This window comes from Priestia sp. HNGD-A6 (assembly GCF_045784335.1).
In the GTDB taxonomy this organism is placed as follows: Bacteria; Bacillota; Bacilli; order Bacillales; family Bacillaceae_H; genus Priestia; species Priestia zanthoxyli.
On the sequence record NZ_CP138621.1, the window covers coordinates 3199078 to 3217828 of the forward strand.

At 38.5% G+C, this 18751-nt stretch carries 18 protein-coding genes; 15 read left to right on the forward strand and 3 right to left on the reverse strand.

The window, feature by feature from the left end; translation table 11 throughout:
• Positions 1-6: 6 nt before the first annotated feature.
• The 3 genes from SCI76_RS16345 to SCI76_RS16355 all read left to right on the forward strand — a co-directional run bounded on the left by SCI76_RS16345 (position 7) and on the right by SCI76_RS16355 (position 4153).
• Entirely contained in the window at positions 7-933 is a 927-nt protein-coding gene (locus tag SCI76_RS16345) for a hypothetical protein (RefSeq protein WP_028411831.1), read from the forward strand.
• 92 nt (positions 934-1025) lie between these two features.
• Complete coding sequence (gene pulA, locus SCI76_RS16350; protein WP_328180118.1) at positions 1026-3167, forward strand: type I pullulanase; 2142 nt, start codon at positions 1026-1028, stop codon at positions 3165-3167.
• Positions 3168-3328: 161 nt separating this feature from the next.
• A complete protein-coding gene (locus SCI76_RS16355) occupies positions 3329-4153 on the forward strand; it encodes a phosphotransferase family protein (protein ID WP_176344694.1) in 825 nt (274 codons plus the stop codon).
• Positions 4154-4159: 6 nt separating this feature from the next.
• Here the strand turns inward: SCI76_RS16355 and SCI76_RS16360 are convergent, their stop codons facing one another.
• A complete protein-coding gene (locus SCI76_RS16360) occupies positions 4160-4438 on the reverse strand; it encodes a YtzH-like family protein (protein ID WP_028411828.1) in 279 nt (92 codons plus the stop codon).
• A gap of 127 nt (positions 4439-4565) precedes the next feature.
• Here SCI76_RS16360 and trmB point away from each other — a divergent pair, with 127 nt between their 5' ends.
• On the forward strand, positions 4566-5216 hold the full coding sequence (gene trmB / locus SCI76_RS16365; RefSeq protein WP_028411827.1) for a tRNA (guanosine(46)-N7)-methyltransferase TrmB: 651 nt from the start codon (positions 4566-4568) through the stop codon (positions 5214-5216).
• 75 nt (positions 5217-5291) lie between these two features.
• A complete protein-coding gene (locus SCI76_RS16370; RefSeq protein WP_028411826.1) occupies positions 5292-6149 on the forward strand; it encodes an MBL fold metallo-hydrolase in 858 nt (285 codons plus the stop codon).
• On the opposite strand, the gene SCI76_RS16375 is transcribed toward SCI76_RS16370, so the two are convergent.
• On the reverse strand, positions 6118-6429 hold the full coding sequence (locus SCI76_RS16375) for a PepSY domain-containing protein (RefSeq protein ID WP_028411825.1): 312 nt from the start codon (positions 6427-6429) through the stop codon (positions 6118-6120). The genes SCI76_RS16370 and SCI76_RS16375 overlap by 32 nt on opposite strands.
• A gap of 152 nt (positions 6430-6581) precedes the next feature.
• Between SCI76_RS16375 and SCI76_RS16380 the strand changes: the two genes are divergently transcribed.
• The 8 genes from SCI76_RS16380 to murC all read left to right on the forward strand — a co-directional run bounded on the left by SCI76_RS16380 (position 6582) and on the right by murC (position 16214).
• Positions 6582-7655 (forward strand): M42 family metallopeptidase, encoded by a 1074-nt coding sequence (locus SCI76_RS16380; protein WP_013059506.1) that lies wholly within the window; start codon positions 6582-6584, stop codon positions 7653-7655.
• 58 nt (positions 7656-7713) lie between these two features.
• Entirely contained in the window at positions 7714-8238 is a 525-nt protein-coding gene (locus SCI76_RS16385; RefSeq protein WP_048019682.1) for a DUF84 family protein, read from the forward strand.
• Positions 8239-8391: 153 nt separating this feature from the next.
• A complete protein-coding gene (locus tag SCI76_RS16390) occupies positions 8392-8709 on the forward strand; it encodes a thioredoxin family protein (RefSeq protein WP_028411823.1) in 318 nt (105 codons plus the stop codon).
• A 72-nt stretch (positions 8710-8781) separates the two neighbouring features.
• Entirely contained in the window at positions 8782-9594 is an 813-nt protein-coding gene (locus SCI76_RS16395; RefSeq protein ID WP_014457994.1) for a DUF1444 domain-containing protein, read from the forward strand.
• 2 nt (positions 9595-9596) lie between these two features.
• Positions 9597-10202 (forward strand): YtpR family tRNA-binding protein, encoded by a 606-nt coding sequence (gene ytpR, locus SCI76_RS16400; RefSeq protein WP_028411821.1) that lies wholly within the window; start codon positions 9597-9599, stop codon positions 10200-10202.
• 429 nt (positions 10203-10631) lie between these two features.
• Positions 10632-13733: a DNA translocase FtsK gene (locus tag SCI76_RS16405; protein ID WP_168761348.1), complete on the forward strand. Its 3102-nt coding sequence runs from the start codon at positions 10632-10634 to the stop codon at positions 13731-13733.
• A gap of 340 nt (positions 13734-14073) precedes the next feature.
• On the forward strand, positions 14074-14727 hold the full coding sequence (locus tag SCI76_RS16410) for a hypothetical protein (protein WP_028411819.1): 654 nt from the start codon (positions 14074-14076) through the stop codon (positions 14725-14727).
• Between the two features lie 185 nt (positions 14728-14912).
• Positions 14913-16214: a UDP-N-acetylmuramate--L-alanine ligase gene (murC, locus tag SCI76_RS16415; protein WP_013059499.1), complete on the forward strand. Its 1302-nt coding sequence runs from the start codon at positions 14913-14915 to the stop codon at positions 16212-16214.
• 42 nt (positions 16215-16256) lie between these two features.
• Here the strand turns inward: murC and SCI76_RS16420 are convergent, their stop codons facing one another.
• Complete coding sequence (locus SCI76_RS16420) at positions 16257-17372, reverse strand: aminopeptidase (RefSeq protein ID WP_028411818.1); 1116 nt, start codon at positions 17370-17372, stop codon at positions 16257-16259.
• A 282-nt stretch (positions 17373-17654) separates the two neighbouring features.
• Between SCI76_RS16420 and SCI76_RS16425 the strand changes: the two genes are divergently transcribed.
• Together SCI76_RS16425 and SCI76_RS16430 are read left to right on the forward strand one after the other, a co-directional pair.
• Entirely contained in the window at positions 17655-18140 is a 486-nt protein-coding gene (locus SCI76_RS16425; protein ID WP_028411817.1) for a DUF948 domain-containing protein, read from the forward strand.
• 27 nt (positions 18141-18167) lie between these two features.
• Entirely contained in the window at positions 18168-18623 is a 456-nt protein-coding gene (locus SCI76_RS16430) for a YtxH domain-containing protein (RefSeq protein WP_013059496.1), read from the forward strand.
• The last annotated feature ends 128 nt before the right edge of the window (positions 18624-18751 follow it).

An 18751-nucleotide genomic window follows, 5' to 3' on the forward strand; every position in this document is an offset into this window, starting at 1 on the left:
GTAAACGTGGCGCAGCTACTTAAGGTGCAAGATTATATTTCCCGTTATGAAAAAGACGTTTATCACTACACGTCTCAGTTTAATCATTTAAAAAAACATAATTGGAAGAAAGCAAAGCAATTGTTTGAACAAGGGCTATTACATGGCCCTCCTGTAAAAGAAGAAACAAAAGCTCAACGTTCATTTTTGCAAAAAGCAAAAGAGCGGTTTACAAGGAAAAAAGAAACGCTTGAAGTGGAAGAAGCGTTCTCTAGCGATAGCGTGGAAAATCAAGAGCTATTGAGGTTTACAACTCTTCCACAAACAGCGGAAGATTTGAAAATATTGTTTTTAGAAAATGTATTTGATCTTCAAATGAAATGGGCTACATCCACTTTATTTGAGTTCTCGCAAGCAGATCGTAAATATTACCATGATGAAGCTCTCCGTTATTTTATTCAGCGCTTTCCTGATACGTATCTCGTGATGTACAAGCCTGTTTTCCTGATTAATAAAGCTCCGGTAGAAGGGGATATCATTATTGTTACTCCAACGGAAACCCTCTGTATTTGTTTAATAGAAACATATAAAAGTGCTGTTTTTCAGTATTCAAAAGAAAATTTTTGGACAGAGTTAAGAGGAAGAGATCAAAAAAAGATATTAAATCCGTTAATTGGGTTAAATCGAATGGAGCAAATTGTCCGAAGTATCTATCGTACTCACGATATTGAACATAGCGTAAAGAAAATATTACTAAGCAGAAATGGATACATTGACTACGCTGCGGAGCCTTATCAGGTTGAATTTGTAGATGCTAGAAAGTATGAAGAATGGTTTTATGAACTTAGGAAATCTAAAGCGCCTTTAAAGTTTAAACAGATGAAAGCAGCTCAGGTACTGCTCGAACACAGCCAGAGTATTTATTTTGACCGGGAATTCGAAGCAGGTGAATAATCCGAACATTCATGCTATGAAAGTGCTTTCGTTTTTGCGTTTGCTACATATAATGCTACTAAAGAGGTAATTGGCATAAGGAGGAGAAAAGGATGACTGGTGATAATAAGTTTCAGGCTTATTTAGATCAAATAGATCATATTACTGTTTTAGTTCCAACTTCTTATCATGAAGGTCAAATTGATTTTTTTGTGATTAAAGGTGCACAAATGCATGAGACCATCTCTATTGAAAACGTACATGAATTAGAAGGTTTTATCAAATATGAAGGTAAGGTTGAAGAGAGCATAGAAATTGGACATTCGTACGTTATCTGTGATAATCACGGGGAGAAAGTTCCGTTGCAGGTAGGGGCTGTTATACGAACAAAAGAGTTTGATGAAAGATTTTATTATAATCAAAATGATTTGGGTGCAGCCTTTTATTCAGATCATATTATGATAAAAGTCTGGGCCCCGACTGCATCAGCAGTGGTTTTAAAATTAATACATGCAAATAGCGGAGAAGAAGAACTGTACGTTATGACTCGTCAAAGAAAAGGCGTATGGGAAAAGGAACTTCCCTTAGATAAAGAAGGGTATTATTATCGATTTTTAATAGATGTAAACGGTCGGACAAATGAAGCGGTGGACCCTTATGCCGTTGCAGCTACAGCAAATAGTGAATACGGAGTTCTGATAAATCTTCATACAGCCTATGTTCATCCCCATGAAAAGCCGCCTTTCCTTCAGCCAACGGATGCCGTTATTTACGAAATGCATGTTCGAGACTTTTCTATTCATCCTTCAAGCGGGATAGAAAAAAAAGGTACGTACCTAGCTGTTACTGAATCAAGCGGTCAGCCAGGCAAACCAACAGGCCTCCATTATTTAAAAGAGCTAGGAGTGACCCATCTTGAATTTCTTCCTATTAACGACTTTGGCGGAGTAGATGAATTAAATCCTCATGCTTCTTATAATTGGGGGTATAATCCATTGTTGTTTAATGTGCCGGAAGGAAGCTACTCTGCTGACCCTTCAAATCCCACCACTCGTATTGTTGAAGTGAAGCAATTAATATCAACGCTTCATCAACAGGGATTCCGTGTTATTATAGATGTAGTTTATAATCACGTATTTGTACGAGAAGAATCACCTTTTGAAAAAATTGTTCCGGGCTATTATTTTCGACATGATGAGTTTGGGATGCCTTCGAACGGGACGGGAGTAGGAAATGATTTTGCTTCTGAACGGAAAATGGCGCAAAAGTTTATTATCGATTCAGTATTATTTTGGATAAAAGAGTACGATGTTGATGGTTTTCGTTTTGACCTCATGGGGATTTTAGATATAGAAACGATGAAAATCATTCGGGAAAAAATAAATGAAATTGATTCTACTATTTTGGTGTTTGGCGAAGGCTGGGATTTAAATACGCCTCTTCCCCACACTCAAAAAGCAATGATGGCGAATGCCCGCCAAACACCTCAAATCGGCTATTTTAATGACCGCTTTCGAGATTCTGTAAAAGGAAGCACGTTCGATGTGTATGAAAAAGGTTTTATCAGCGGGAATATTCATCAAAAAGAAGCAGTGCAATCTGTGATAGCGGGTAGCATTCTGGATAAAGAAGACAGTCCCGCTTTATTTATAAATCCAGCACAGTCAATTAATTATGTTGAATCACATGATAATCATACGCTGTGGGATAAGTTAACGAATTCAAACGGAGAAGAAGACGAAGACACTCGTAGAAGTCGTCATCGCCTTGCTACTGCTATTGTGCTTCTTTCACAAGGCATACCGTTTCTTCATAGTGGTCAAGAGTTTTACCGCACTAAAAAAGGCGTAGAGAACAGCTATAATTCACCCGATGATATTAATGCACTCGATTGGAATCGAAGAAGGGAATTTTCTTCTGATGTGAATTGGGTTCAAGAGCTGATTCGTATTCGCAAACAGCACGATGCATTTCGCTTGGGGGATGCTTCAGCGATTAGGCAGCATGTCTCTTTTCTAAACACGCCGCAATCCGTTATTGGCTATTGCTTATCAAACGTATTGGCTTACGGTCCGTGGAAGAATATTATTGTGTTTTTTAATCAAGGCCTAATGGAAGAAAAAGTAGTTTTGCCAGAAGGACCATGGAAAATAGCACTTGATCATTGTAAAGTATATAAAAATGGGTATCCTACTATAGAGGATAATGCTATAAATGTTCCAAAGCTTAGCGTTCTTATTTTATTTCAAACGTAATTATTGTCTTCAACCACTTGACGAAAAAAGTGTGATGGAGATAATATTTATAAAGGATGGCTATTGATACATATCCTCAATAGCCGTCTTTTTTATTTACTAAGAAAATAACGTCATGATGTCTTAATAGATTGCTTTATTGAGTGAAATTTTTAAACGAAATGTGTGTGTTGAAATTGAAGGTGAATTGGTTGGAAGATATATTAGGAAGCGAATGGGAAATTACTCCTGCTGGCGGAGCGACAGGAGAAGCTTATTTTGCAAAATTTCAAGACCGAAAGCTTTTTTTAAAGCGTAATTCATCACCTTTTTTAGCAGTATTGTCAGCTGAAGGAATTGTACCGAAGCTCGTGTGGACAAGACGAATGGAAAATGGAGATGTGATCACAGCTCAGCACTGGCTAGATGGTCGAGAATTAAAACCAAAAGATATGAATTCGAGTCGAGTGACAGAATTGCTTAGTAAAATTCATCATTCAAACGAGTTATTAGATATGTTGAAAAGGTTAGGGAAAACACCGCTTCTTCCCGGAGACGTGCTAGCCGATATTCTAGAGAACGTGGACGAGCGACTTCAAAAAGAGAGTATTGTAGAGCAGGGAATCAGCTATTTACAAGCAGAGCTTCCGTCCATTCAGACAGATAAATATGTGGTATGTCACTGTGATGTGAACCACAATAACTGGATGCTTGGAGAGAATACGCAGCTATATTTAATCGATTGGGACGGAGCGATGATTGCAGATCCTGCTATTGATTTAGGTTTATTGCTTTATTGGTACATCAATCCATCTCAGTGGGAAGAATGGCTTGAGCATTATGGGGTTGAACTAACTGAGAACTTGAAAACGAGAATGAAGTGGTATGTGATAAGTCAAACCATTTTATTCATTGAATGGCATCGTTCGAAAAATGAACATTCTGAAATGAATTACTGGCTTGAATATCTTCGGATGTTGCTCGTCAACGACATTCAAGCACAGTAGCAAAGGTTATGACAAGGTAGATAGTTCTTGGACCCATTGTGATAAATTTTGTTGATTGGTTTGAATATGTTCGTCTAAATGAGCAGCACTTTTTGCATCTTGCGTGTATTTATAAACGTTTTGTAGTGTTGCTTGTACGTCTGTGCTAGCATATCCTTTTGCTAACATTGATTGAATTAAACGTTCAACCTGTTCACATTCCGCAACCGTTCCGCAGCAATCACTTTGATGATTAGATAAAATATCTTTTACTATATTCATTTGGTGTTCGGCATTTAAAGGCATTAAGCATCATCCTTTCTCGTATGATGCTCTTATTTTTTTCTATCTAAACACAATTATGCATGAAAATGTCGGTTGTTTCGAATAACCGACATTTTCAATGCGTCAAAATAAATTAAAGAGGTGCAACATGAGATTACGAAACAAACCTTGGGCAAAAGATAAAATTGCTGAAAATCCCCAATACGTGGTTCCAAATCCAGCGGAGTATAAAGGAAACTGGAAAGAAGTTTTTGGAAATGAAAATCCTCTTCATATTGAAGTAGGAACAGGAAAAGGCCAATTTTTAGTAGGGATGGCTAAACAAAATCCGCATATCAACTATATTGGAATTGAAATGTATGAAAGTGTCATCTTAAGTGCTCTAGAACGATTGATTGAAGAAGAGCTTCCAAATTTAAAGTTGTTGAATGTAGATGCTAACCATCTTAGTGAGTTTTTTGCAAAAAATGATGTGGGTCGCGTTTATCTCAATTTCTCTGATCCATGGCCAAAAAAGAGACATGCCAAGCGCCGCTTAACATACAAAACGTTCTTAAGCATGTATGAAAATCTGCTGGTTGATGGTGGAGAAATTCACTTTAAAACAGATAATCAAGGGCTATTTGAGTATTCATTGACAAGCTTTTCAGAATATGGACTTCTTCTCAAGTACATTAGCTTAGATTTGCATAAAAGCGATTTTGAAGGCAATGTTATGACGGAATATGAAGAGAAATTTTCACAAAAAGGCAGCCGCATTTACCGCTGTGAAGTAAAATACCTGAATGAAAAAGACTGAGTTCCTCAGTCTTTTTTTGTTCAAAAAGAGAAGGGGATAGTGATAAAATAAAAAGGAATATAATGGAGGTGTAAAATGGAAACGCTAACAATAGGCGAATTAAAAGTTACATGGCTTCGTGGAGGGAATAATCATTTAGATGGAGGGGCAATGTTTGGTGTTGTTCCAAAAGAGCTTTGGACAAAAAAATATCCCATTTCAGACGGGAATCGAATTCCCATGAGGACTGATCCTTTGCTCGTTCAAACTGAAAAACACCTCATGTTAATTGATGCAGGTATAGGAAATGGGATGTTGGATGAGAAAAAAAAGCGTCATTTTGGCGTAACGGAAGAATCATTTATTGCTGAAGACTTACAAAAGTTAGGGTTCACGTGCGAAGATATTACTCATATCATTATGACGCATCTCCACTTTGATCATGTGTCAGGCTTAACAAAATGTATCAACGGAAACTTTTCCTCTGCTTTTCCAAATGCAAGAATTTTTGTTAGTGACATCGAGTGGAATGAAATGAGGAATCCTAATATACGTTCTAAAAATACGTATTGGAAACAAAATTGGGAATTTATTCAGCATCAAGTAATAACATTTAGCGACAAAGATGAAATTGTGCCTGGAGTAACGGTTCATCATACCGGCGGTCACAGCGATGGTCATGCTGTAGTTATATTAAAAGGAAACAATGACATCTTAGTGCACATGGGCGATCTTTTGCCAACACATGCACATCAAAATGTCTTATGGGTAATGGCATATGATGACTATCCAATGACTTCGATTGAACAAAAGCAGCAGTGGTTAGCTTATGCCTATGAGCATCAAGCTTGGCTAAGTTTTTATCATGATGCTTTTTATCGAGCTGTAAAATGGGATAACAAAGGAGAAATAGTTGACGAAATTAAACGGGTGTATTCAGCGTCAATTCAATAATAGCACCGCTTTTTTTATCAATGAAAAACTCGTAATGTTCCTGTTTTGCATCACGTGTTCTGATAATTCCACCTGTATAACCATAAAAAGAGAGACCATGCTTTTGAATGACCTTAGTCGTCGTTTCAATCCATGAGCCGTCGATTGCCCCATTTTGTTTAAAAGCGCTTTTAACAATCGTAAGGGCTTCCGATGAGGAAATTGACGACGTTCTTTTTTGAATAATATAAGCGCTTGCAAATCCGACTGCAGCTCCTGCTATTAGTTGAGTCCATTTCACGTTATTCACCTGCTTTTTAAGGATATGTTTTCATCATTATATCAAATTGTCGAATGCTTTGTTAAATTGAGTCATAGAAGAGAAGGACGGAACTAGCAACTATTTCCGGTTTTCGATACAATAAAGAAAATGATACATAAAGGAGAGTATATATGAACAATGAAACGCTATCTCTATTTAAAACATTAACGGAGTTACCAGGTGCCGCTGGAAACGAACATCAAGTACGTTCATTTATGCGCTCGCAAATTGAACCCCTTGTAGATGAAGTCATTCAAGATGGGTTAGGAAGTTTATTCGGCGTTCGCTATAATGAAGAAAAAGGTCCTAAAGTAATGGTAGCAGGACATATGGACGAAGTAGGATTTATGGTTACGTCTGTAACTGATAAAGGAATGCTTCGTTTTCAAACTCTAGGAGGATGGTGGAGTCAAGTACTTCTAGCTCAACGCGTCCATGTTGTGACAAAAAAAGGTCCTATCACCGGCGTAATTGCTTCTATCCCTCCCCATTTATTAGACGAATCACAGCGCAACAAGCCAATGGCCATTAAAAATATGATGATTGATGTGGGCGCAGATAGCAAGCAGGAAGTAGCAGAAATGGGCATTCGTCCTGGCGATCAAATTGTACCGATTTGTCCGTTTACGCCAATGGCAAATGAAAAGAAAATACTGGCAAAAGCATGGGATAACCGCTATGGGTGCGGACTTGCGATTGAATTATTAAAAGAAGTAAAAAATGAAAAATTGCCAAATATCTTATATTCTGGAGCTACTGTTCAAGAAGAAGTAGGACTTCGCGGTGCTCAATCAGCTGCGAATATGATTAAACCGGATTTGTTTTATGCACTAGATGCTAGTCCTGCTAACGATACGTCAGGCGATAAAAATGCATTTGGACAATTAGGAAAAGGCGTATTACTTCGTATCTTTGACCGTACGATGGTCACACATAGAGGAATGAGAGAATTTATTTTAGATACAGCGGAGACAAACAGCATCCCTTATCAATACTTCGTTTCTCCAGGAGGTACGGATGCAGGGCGCGTTCATACTTCTAATAACGGAGTTCCTTCTGCAGTGATCGGCGTATGTTCACGTTATATTCATACCCATGCATCTATGATTCATGTGGATGACTATGCAGCTGCAAAAGAATTATTAGTCAAACTTGTACGCTCTACAGACCAAACAACGCTTGATACGATTAAACAAAACGGATAAAGAAGAACAAAGCAGCTGCTTTTGCGGTTGCTTTGTTTCATCATGACAGGAGAAAAAAATGAAAATTGCAATCGGAACGAAGAATCCAACAAAAATAAATGCAGTAAAAAAAGTATTTGGAGATACTTTTACATATGTAGAGGTAGACGTGCAGTCCGGGGTGTCACCACAGCCTTTTTCTGATGAAGAAACCATCCAAGGAGCGATTAACCGCGCGCGTGCTGCTGTTAAAGAGACAGGTGCTGATATCGGCATTGGGCTCGAAGGAGGGGTACAGGAAACACCTCATGGCTTATTCCTTTGCAATTGGGGAAGTCTTGTTACCTCTAAGGACCTTGAACCGATTTTAGGTGGAGGAGCTCGTATTCGGCTTCCTGAAGCGGTAGCCGACATGCTTCGTCATGATAAAAAAGAATTAGCCGAAGCTATGGAAGTGTATACAAACAAAAAAAATATTCGAAAAAAAGAAGGAGCAATCGGCATTTTCACCAATGGGAATTTAGATCGGACTTCTATGTTTTATCAGGTTGTTTTAATGCTAAAAGGACAGCTAGATTTTAGGACAAATCAAGCTGTTCAATAGGAAATTCCTTTGTAACCCTTTATAATAGAAAAGCATCAGTGTATGATAGTTGCAACAACTCATATACTATGTTTTGATGTAGAAGGATTAAAAAATGTATGGGGCTTTAGCCGTTTAAATACGAAAGTAAAAGAAAAAGTGGAGGAAAGAAAAATGGAAAAAATGCAAACAATTGAACAATACAAAGAAGTCATTAAAGAGGGAAAGCATATCATGATGTTTTCAGCAGACTGGTGTCCAGATTGCCGAGTAATCGAGCCTGTGCTTCCAGAAATTGAGGCGAATCATAGCGAGTATACATTTCACTATGTGGATCGCGACGACTTTATCGATCTTTGTGCAGAATTAAGCATCTTTGGTATTCCAAGCTTTGTTGGTTACAGCAACGGAGAAGAAACAGGACGTTTTGTCAGCAAAGACCGTAAAACAAAAGAAGAAATTGAAGAGTTCATTAACGGCTTAAATGCATAAAACAAGTGAAGACTGATAGCGATAAATTGCTATCAGTCTTCATACATAAAAATGAGAAAAGGAGGCGTAAATATGGCGAAAATGAATAGTCAAAAGATGAGAAAACTACTAGAAGAGCGATTAACGGGTGCGGATTGGTCATTTTTATTTGATCGTGAAAAAGATACGCTGCGCGTTGAACATCAGGAAACGAAAAAAGGTGTAACCATTTCTTTACCCGGGCTAATTGCAAAATGGGAAGAAAAAAAGGAAGCGGCTCTAGATGAAATGGTATATTATATAAAAGAAGCTCTTCGTGTTATGAACGATGAACAGCAGGTAACGGGAAAAGAAAAGCGCATTTATCCAGTTATTCGCTCAACGTCTTTTCCGGATAAATCGAATGAAGACGTGCCGTTGATTTATGATGAACATACAGCTGAAACACGCATTTATTATGCGCTTGATTTAGGCAATACATATCGTCTATTAGATGAGAAACTAATTCGTAAGGAAAATTTAGATCTATCCGCAGTGCGGGAAATGGCTAAATTTAATCTTCGCTCTTTGCCGATTTCACATAAAAAAGATACGGTAGCAGGCAATGACTTTTATTTTGTAAATCAGAACGATGGATACGATGCAAGCCGAATTCTTAACGAGGCATTTTTGCAAGATTTTGCTTCTAGTGTTTCGGGCACAATGGCTGTAGCAGTACCTCATCAAGATGTGCTGATTCTAGCTGATATCCAAAACGAAACGGGTTATGATATTCTTGCGCAAATGACCATGAGCTTTTTTGCAAGTGGACGTGTACCCATCACAGCTCTTTCATTTTTATACGAAAACGGTGAGCTAGAACCTATTTTTATTCTAGGAAAAAATCGCAGTAAAGGACGGGACTAATTATGAATCTTTTTTATAATAAAGAAGGTATCGGCGATACGTTAATCGTCAAGCTAGAAGATATTGCAATTGAAAATCGCACGTTTGAAACAAAAAGCGACGTTGTGCGTATCTTTGATCAAAAATCAAATACAACGGCTGGCTATAACATCTTTCATGCTTCTTCTAAGTTAAAAGTAGAGGGAAATGGTTCTCTTGAATTAACAGAAGAAATGGTGGAAGAAGTAAATCGTGTACTTAGCGAAAGCGGTTTTGAAGGTAAACTTGAAGTGGATTTATCTCCTAAGTTTGTAGTTGGATATGTTCAAGAAAAAGAAAAGCATCCAAATGCAGATAAGCTAAACATCTGTAAAGTAGATGTTGGCACAGAAACACTTCAAATTGTATGTGGAGCACCAAATGTAGACGCAGGTCAAAAAGTCGTCGTAGCAAAAGTAGGAGCGGTTATGCCAAGCGGTATGATCATTAAAGATGCAGAGCTGCGCGGTGTACCTTCTTCAGGCATGATTTGCTCTGCTAAAGAGCTGGCGCTTCCGAACGCTCCTCAAGAAAAAGGGATTTTAGTACTTGAAGACAAATATGAAGTAGGTCAGCCTTTTCAAGCATAAAAGCAGAGTGTGATACTAATTTATAGGGCAAAAGCAGGATGTTTTTTTACACGTATATTTCAAAGCGTTACAGTTGCTGAAAAGCAATTGTCAATTCTTAAAAAGGTTTGATAAAATTAAAAGCCACTAGTATAGACTAGTGGCTTTTTTCGCGTTTAATTATGAGTGCTAATTAAACATGAAAAAATATTTTTGCAAAGAGGAATTTTACTGTATAAATAAGGGAAGCAAAATAGTAGATTTTATAGTAAGAGTTCAAGCATACGTGATAGAATGATAAATGAAAAGATAGTATATATATCCATCTCAGAGAATACTTTGAGGCCAAAGGTAAATAAAGGATGCATGGATAGCTTTTTGTAGATGTCGCAGCACTGCGATATAAGAGGCTAAACGAAGTAAGATAGTCTGATAGAAAGAGTGATAAAAATGGGTTTTGTACGAAAAGTAATGGATTATTTACTAGGATACGAAGTGAAAGAAATCGTTGTAGACGAACATGGAAATACAACGGAAGAATACCCTTTAAATAGAGAAAAAACAATTCCTAAAAAGAAGGCTACTAAGCCTAAACAAATGCAGTCAGTTCATCAAAAGCCAGTGATGAAAGCAGCGCCAAAACCTTCTGTTCCACACTCGGCCAGAACGCAAAAGCGGAATTACAGTGAAGAGCAGCAAGATGTTCATACAAAAGTAGCTTATCAATACCCAAAAGGAACGTTTCGTTTCCCTTTAATTGATGATACGGGAGAAGCAAAAAAGGCAGCAGCTCCTAAAAATGAACCAAGGCCTGTAGCAAAAAAGGCACCGGCTCCGTTTTATCAAGAGCCTGTTCGCAAGTCGGCGCTAACGCAGCCTAAGTCAGTATCTCAGCCGTTAAAAGCGGTATCTGAAAAGAAAGAAGCGATTCCGCAAGTAAGAAAACGTCCGTTCCGTCCGACTGAAATCCCTTCACCTGTTTATGGGTTTAATAAGCGGCCTTCTAATGTTGTACAAAACGGAAGTGAGGAAGTAGTAGAATATGAGCTTCCGAGTACACAGTTATCAAAAGCAGCGTTTGAAGATGAAATTTACCGACGAGCGATGAATACGTCTGTTGTAGAGCCGTTAAGAAAACCAGTTTCTAAGCCTATAGCGGAAGAAGCACAGATTCAAGAAACGGAAGAAATGATGCAACTGTCTTCTCAGCGTTTTGCTCAGTGGAAGCAATATGAGGAAAATCAAAAAGAGAAGATATCATTTCCTGAAGAAAAGCCAAGTTCTTCAGTAGCCGTAAAAGAACAGGAAGAGGTTCCAACTTTTGAAGAATCACATGCGGTCGAACCGTTAGTGGCAAAAGAGAAAGCTACCGACTGGGATTTGGCGGAAGAAACAGCAGTAGCTGAAGAGGCTCCAATTTCAAAGGAAACGCCTCCGTTTGAATCATCCGTTTCTTTCCAACAAGAGATCGGAAATGAAGCTGAAGAGGCAGAAGCAGAAACGTTGATGGAAGAAAGCCCAGCGTTTTTACAAGCAGAAGAAGTAGAAGCACTAAAGCCTAGAAAGAGAGAAGAAGTTCCAGCCGCTGAAAAAGAAAGTGACGTCGTTCTAGAAGAGCCAACAAACAGTGTTCATGTTGAAGCAGAACATGAGCTGAATTCTGAAAGTTTACATCCATCGCAACCCGCAGCTGATGAATGGCAACCAGAAGCGGTATCCGCTGTTGTGCACCGAGAGCTTGAAAATTCAGTGATAAAAGAGGAAGAGAGCAGGATGCAAGAAAGTCAAGAGTTACAAGGACAAGTACAGCAAGAGTCAGCTGTAGAACCTCTTGTACCTGCAGAACAGCCAGGAAATGCTGAACGAGCTCGCGGTAAGCGATTAGTGCCTTTTAACGTAATGATGCTGAAAAAAGACCGTACAAAGATGGATAACAGCGCTCGAGAAAAAAGTCAGCCGTCTCAAGGTTCATACCAAAGGCAGGAGGCAGAAGCTCTGCAAAAAAAAACGGAAGTAAGTAGGCAAGAAGAAGTTCACGGTGAAAAATCCAAAGAAGTGGTTCCACAGGCTTCGTTAAAAGCTGAAGAACCTGTAAATGTAAAGGCTTCTTCTCCTTATGCATTTCCTGGAATGAACTTGCTTAACATTCCTCCAGCTGCTATTGAAGAAGATAATCAATGGGCGGATGAGCAGCGTGAGCTTTTGGATATGACATTAAAAAACTTTAACGTTCGAGCTAAGGTCGTAAACGTCACGCAAGGTCCTACCGTGACCAGATTTGAAGTACATCCTGAACCCGGTGTGAAAGTGAACAAAATTACGAATTTAACAGATGATATTAAACTGAGCCTAGCCGCGCGTGATATTCGAATTGAAGCGCCAATTCCAGGGAAAAATACGATTGGGATTGAAGTGCCAAATCGTCAAAGTAAGCCGGTGTTAATTCGCGAAATTTTGAGGCATCCTTCTTTTAGAAAAGATAACTCTCCTTTAACGGTGGCGTTAGGGTTAGATATTTCAGGAACGCCGGTTGTGACTGACTTGAACAAAATGCCTCACGGTTTAATTGCTGGAGCGACGGGGTCTGGTAAAAGTGTGTGTATTAATACCATTATCGTCAGCTTGCTTTATAAAGCTGCGCCACACGAAGTCAAGCTTATGTTAATTGACCCTAAAATGGTTGAGCTAGCTCCTTACAACGGCATTCCGCATTTAGTCAGCCCGGTTATCACGGATGCGAAAGCAGCTACTACAGCTTTAAAGTGGGCAGTAGAGGAAATGGAGCGCCGTTACGAACTGTTTGCACATGCGGGCGTACGTGATATTACAAAATACAACGAACGTGTAAAAGAACATAATGAAAAAAGCGGGGAGCTGCCGTATCTAGTTATTATTATTGATGAACTTGCCGACTTGATGATGGTATCTCCAGGGGAAGTAGAGGAAGCTATTTGCCGTATTGCACAAAAGGCAAGAGCGTGTGGCATTCACTTATTGCTTGCAACGCAGCGTCCTTCCGTAGATGTTATTACAGGTTTAATTAAAGCGAATGTGCCAACGCGTATCGCATTTTCTGTTTCTTCGCAAGTTGATTCACGTACAATTATCGACACAGGAGGAGCAGAGAAGCTATTAGGTAAAGGTGATATGCTGCTTCTTGAAAACGGATCTTCTAAAAGCGTTCGAATTCAAGGGAACTTTGTTTCAGATGAAGAAATTGATCGCGTTGTAGATCATGTCAAAAAGCAAATGAAGCCAACATACTTATTTGATCAAGAAGATTTGTTGAAAAAGCAGCAAAGCTTTGCTTCAAATGAAGAAGATGAGCTTTTCTATGAAGCATGCGAGTTTGTGCTAGACCAAGGCGGTGCATCTACTTCCAGTCTGCAAAGACGCTTCAGAATGGGGTACAATCGCGCAGCGCGCCTAATTGATATGATGGAGCAGCAAGGAATTATTTCAGAAGCAAGAGGAAGCAAGCCGAGAGATGTACTCATTACCGAAAACGAGCTTCAGGAAATGGAAAGTCAAACAGCCACTTCTACATTTTAAGCTGTTTTTCTGCATGTAGGTTAAAAAAAGAGGCTATGCAAAATCAGCAGGATACAGCTTTATGTGAGCTAACGCTCTGTCACTGTATCCGCCGCCTCTTTTTTTCCTCCTTTAAGTTCGTTTATACAGAATTTGAGTAGGGATTTTGGAAGAAATCCATCAGGAAAAAAAGGAAAAGGTTTGTCAGAACTAGTAAAATGATTTACTATATGTAAGGATAATGTGTGTTTTGCTTTTTTAGCATGTGATAGTTTGCTATCATTTCTCACCAGCTGAAACATATGAGCTGAAGGCGTTTAAAGAGGACAAACCAAAATAATTAGAGTACGAGTGAAGAGTAATGACAGAAGAAAATCATGAACTGATTAACTTTAATGAAATTCGTGAACAAAAGCAGCTTCAGTCTGATAATGCTATTTGCGACTTTTACAATCAATATTTCTTTTTTGTGAACCGCTATACGAATATACGAGAAAAAGTGCGGGCTTCACATCTATTTAAAGAGTTAGTAAACTTGCCTCATGAGGCGGCTCTATCTGATTCCCATGAACAATTATTTTTTCAGTGGTTTGCATTTGAATATGTAACCATTCAGGGGAAAACCCTGCTGCAGCTGTTTTTAGCTGATCAGGCGAAGCAGAAAACAGAGTCGTTTTTAATTCAAGGAGCCTTTTTTTTGACGAGTGTACTAGAGCCAATTATTGTGTCTAAAGTACCTAATTCGTTTTTCTTAAAAGGATATACCCCATTGACAAATGAGCAGGTTATCATCAAAGATGTAAGAGGAAGATTTGCAAATTTAGAGGAACAACAAGTAATTTGGATTCGAAAAATAAAATCAATCGGATATGACGTGTTAATTGACTCTTTCTTTTTAGGACATAAACAACGCATTGAACAGTTAGTAACCCAATATAATGACAAAAAAAATGCAATGACATGGCGATCGTTTTTAAAACAGCAGGCTATATACTATGTGATGAAGCCAAAATAAAAGGCCGTTTCGCAATGGAAGAGAGTAGAAATGGAGTCATGGAGTTATGTTATAAGAAGTGATATAATGTACGAATGTTATCGTGAAATCAGCAATCAAACGACATTTATATACGTTTGTAAGAGCAATTCTAGATAACCGTCATATACTGTCTTACAGATAGACGAATGTTGGAGGTTCTTTATATGACAGTTTACCATTTTGTAGGTATTAAAGGAACAGGAATGAGTGCGCTTGCGCAAATCCTAAACGATATGGGCTTTCAAGTTCAAGGATCGGATATTGAAAAAGAAATTTTTACGCAAAAAGCACTAGAACAGCAGGGAATTCCTGTTTTACCATTTGATAAAAATAATATTAAAGACGGCATGACTGTAATTGCAGGAAATGCTTTTCCTGATACGCATGAAGAAATTGCAGAAGCAGCTTCAAAAGAAGGAGTCAAGCTTGTACGCTATCACCGTTTCTTAGGTGACTTTATGAAACAGTATACGAGTGTAGCCGTAACAGGAGCACACGGAAAAACATCCACAACGGGTATGTTAGCGCATGTGATTCAAGGAGCTGAACCTACTTCATATTTAATTGGAGACGGTACGGGTAAAGGTGTAAAAGACAGCAAGTATTTTGCGTTTGAGGCATGTGAGTATCGCCGCCACTTCTTATCTTATACGCCAGACTATGCAATTATGACGAATATTGATTTTGATCACCCTGATTATTTTGCCAATATCGATGATGTATTTAGCGCGTTCCAAGAGATGGCACTTCAAGTCAAAAAAGGAATTATTGCCTGTGGTGACGATGAACATCTTCAGCAAATTCAAGCGAAGGTACCTGTTCTTTATTACGGATTAGGCGAAGAAAATGATTTCCAAGCACGTAATATCGTAAAAAGCACAACAGGCACAACATTTGACGTGTTCGTTCGAAATACATTCCACGCATCATTTGAGATTCCAGGGTATGGCGACCATAACATCTTAAATGCACTTTCCGTTATTGCACTTTGTCATTATGAAGAAATTGACGTTGCTGTGCTGCAAGAGCGTTTTAAAACATATCAAGGTGTAAAGCGTCGTTTCAGCGAAAAGAACGTTGGCAAACAAGTGCTAATCGATGATTATGCACACCATCCAACGGAAATTAATGCAACGATTTCAGCTGCTCGTCAAAAGTATCCAAACCGTGAAGTTGTGGCTGTTTTCCAACCGCATACGTTTACGCGTACACAAACGTTCTTAGAGGACTTTGCAGCAAGCTTACAGCACGCTGATAAAGTATATCTATGTGACATTTTTGGATCAGCCCGTGAGCATCAAGGTAAATTATCAATTGAAGATCTACGAAGCAAAATCAGCGGAGCTGAATTAATTAATGAAGAAACAATTGAATCGTTAAAAGACCATAATGAAGCTGTATTAGTATTTATGGGTGCTGGAGACATTCAAAAGTTTGAAAAACTATATCAGCAAACCGTATCATAAAAAAAAGGCACTCTCCTGAGTGCCTTTTTTTTATTTCAAAACTCATTTTAAATTTTCAGGGTTTAACGCTTTTAATTCTTCAATGACAAATAGCCCGTCTTTACGAATCAACACGTCATCGAAATAAATCTCACCGCCGCCGTATTCTGGGCGCTGAATCATCACCATATCCCAGTGAATATTTGACTTGTTTCCGTTATACGCATCTTCGTAGCACTCGCCAGGAGTGAAGTGGAAGCTTCCGTCAATTTTTTCATCAAATAAAATGTCTTGCATTGGATGTTGAATATACGGATTTACGCCAATCGCAAATTCGCCAACAAAACGAGCGCCTTCATCTGTATCAAAAATGCCGTTGATGCGTTCTGTATCATTAGCGGTTGCTTCAACAATTTTACCGTTTTTAAATGTTAAGGATACATTCTCAAACGTAAAGCCTTGATAGTTAGAAGGAGTGTTGTAAGAAATTGTTCCGTTTACAGAATCACGTACAGGAGCCGTGTATACTTCACCGTCCGGAATATTCATTTCTCCGGCACACTTCACTGCAGGAATATCTTTAATAGAGAACGTTAAGTCTGTATTCTCACCCGTTAAACGCACTTTGTCCGTACGGTTCATGAGCTCAACTAAAGCATCCATCGCTTTGCTCATTTTGCCATAGTCTAAGTTGCATACATCGAAATAAAAATCTTCAAATGCTTCTGTACTCATTTTAGCAAGCTGCGCCATTGAATCGTTTGGGTAGCGAAGAACGACCCATTTTGTTTTTGGAACGCGAATTTCTCTATGTACTTTTTTACCGATCGTATTCCCTTGGATTTTCATTTTATCTGCCGGAACATCTGATTGTTCAAAAATGTTTGAACCAGAACGTAAGCCAATATAAGCATCCATTTCTTTCATCACATTTGCTTCGAAGTCTGCCATCATATTGTACTGCTCTTCTTGTGCACCGTTTAAAAGAGCTCGGTCTACCGAATGATCTTTTAGCAGTACAAACGGGTAGCCACCAGCCTTGTACGCTTCATCTACAAGTGCTGTCACAAGCTCGCGCTGAAGTCCAAAGTTTTCGATTAATACTTTTTCTCCTTTTTGAAGGCGAACAGAATAATTAATTAAATTTTTAGCTAATGTTGCAATTCTAGGGTCTTTCATAAATAGTGCCTCCTTAAAATAACAATGATTGATGATTCACTTTCTATTGTACCCCACTGAGCTTATTTTGTTTGTTTTTATGCTTTAAAATCCTTTTTTTCTTTAGGAAGAGAAATAACTCATATATCGCGAAATAATGTAGCAATCTTCCCTTTTTATGAATAAATGCAGAGAGAATATGGTAAAGTTAAAGAGTCTATAGGGAATAGAAGGTTTAATTGTTTATAAAATTGGGAAAGTAGTTATAACAAGAGAGATAAAAATAGGAGGTGCCTTGCACAGATGGTTATTATTCTTTATTTAAGCGCTGCTATTGTTGCCATTGCGATTTTTTACCTGGTGGTTTCCGTGTCAAAAACATTGAAATCCGTTCAGCACACATTAAATTCAGTGGCAGGTACTTTAGACGGTGTAGAAAAGCAAATGACAGGAATCACAGCTGAAACAACTGCACTTTTACATAAGACTAATCTGTTAGCTGAAGATATTCAGCGTAAATCCGAAGCGCTGAACACAGTCGTGGATTCTGTTAAAGGCGTAGGTGACTCAATCCAAGACCTAAATAAGTCGATTAAAAGCGTATCATCAAGCGTTTCAGAGAAAGTAGAAGAAAATAAAGAAACTGTTGCTCAAGTCGTTCAATGGAGCAATGTTGCATTAGACGTATGGGAACGTATAAAATTAAGAAAACAGAAAAAAATTGACGCGGAGCCTGTACCTGTTGAAGTAAAAGAAAAAGCGGTTCAACGCTCACGCTCATTTTCATAAGGATGAACTTTAAAGGAGGAGACGCATATGTCAAACAAACCAAATAAACCAAACAACACTTCAAATAAAGGCTTTTTAGTAGGAACAGTGATTGGAGGAGTTGTAGGAGCTGCAACGGCATTATTACTTGCTCCAAAATCAGGTAAAGAGTTCCGTTCGGATTTAAATGAGCAGGCAGCTTACGTTCGTTTAAAAACAGAGCAAGCGAAAAACAGCGCTGTTGAAAAAGGACAAGGGTTTGCTCAAACGGCTAAAGAAAAAACGGCTGGTTTATCACAAACATTATCTGAGCAATCTTCACAAGTAGTGGACAAAGTGAAAAACTTCCGTAAAGTAGATCCTGAACACGAAGCATTACCTCCAACGAGCTTAGAAGTGCTTGCTGATGAAGTGGAGTCTCAAAGCAACGAAGACGTTCAACAGAAGCTAACAGAAGCTCAAAAAGCATTAGATGAAGTGGAAAGCACAGTGCCACGACCATAATAAAGAATCAAAAGCGTTTAACCTATAGGGTGAACGCTTTTTTTGTATGTAATTTAGGTTGAACGGCAAGTAAATGTTAGTTTCATCAGAGGGATTTTAATTTAACAAGTTCTTTTCTTTCTATGCTG

Excerpts from the sequence above, each read along its gene's own strand:
- pulA (WP_328180118.1), top strand. The coding sequence starts at position 1,026 with ATGACTGGTGATAATAAGTTTCAGGCTTATTTAGATCAAATAGATCAT.
- SCI76_RS16355 (WP_176344694.1), top strand. The coding sequence starts at position 3,329 with ATGTGTGTGTTGAAATTGAAGGTGAATTGGTTGGAAGATATATTAGGA.
- SCI76_RS16360 (WP_028411828.1), bottom strand. The coding sequence starts at position 4,438 with ATGCCTTTAAATGCCGAACACCAAATGAATATAGTAAAAGATATTTTA.
- trmB (WP_028411827.1), top strand. The coding sequence starts at position 4,566 with ATGAGATTACGAAACAAACCTTGGGCAAAAGATAAAATTGCTGAAAAT.
- SCI76_RS16370 (WP_028411826.1), top strand. The coding sequence starts at position 5,292 with ATGGAAACGCTAACAATAGGCGAATTAAAAGTTACATGGCTTCGTGGA.
- SCI76_RS16380 (WP_013059506.1), top strand. The coding sequence starts at position 6,582 with ATGAACAATGAAACGCTATCTCTATTTAAAACATTAACGGAGTTACCA.
- SCI76_RS16385 (WP_048019682.1), top strand. The coding sequence starts at position 7,714 with ATGAAAATTGCAATCGGAACGAAGAATCCAACAAAAATAAATGCAGTA.
- SCI76_RS16390 (WP_028411823.1), top strand. The coding sequence starts at position 8,392 with ATGGAAAAAATGCAAACAATTGAACAATACAAAGAAGTCATTAAAGAG.
- SCI76_RS16395 (WP_014457994.1), top strand. The coding sequence starts at position 8,782 with ATGGCGAAAATGAATAGTCAAAAGATGAGAAAACTACTAGAAGAGCGA.
- ytpR (WP_028411821.1), top strand. The coding sequence starts at position 9,597 with ATGAATCTTTTTTATAATAAAGAAGGTATCGGCGATACGTTAATCGTC.
- SCI76_RS16405 (WP_168761348.1), top strand. The coding sequence starts at position 10,632 with ATGGGTTTTGTACGAAAAGTAATGGATTATTTACTAGGATACGAAGTG.
- SCI76_RS16410 (WP_028411819.1), top strand. The coding sequence starts at position 14,074 with ATGACAGAAGAAAATCATGAACTGATTAACTTTAATGAAATTCGTGAA.
- murC (WP_013059499.1), top strand. The coding sequence starts at position 14,913 with ATGACAGTTTACCATTTTGTAGGTATTAAAGGAACAGGAATGAGTGCG.
- SCI76_RS16420 (WP_028411818.1), bottom strand. The coding sequence starts at position 17,372 with ATGAAAGACCCTAGAATTGCAACATTAGCTAAAAATTTAATTAATTAT.
- SCI76_RS16425 (WP_028411817.1), top strand. The coding sequence starts at position 17,655 with ATGGTTATTATTCTTTATTTAAGCGCTGCTATTGTTGCCATTGCGATT.
- SCI76_RS16430 (WP_013059496.1), top strand. The coding sequence starts at position 18,168 with ATGTCAAACAAACCAAATAAACCAAACAACACTTCAAATAAAGGCTTT.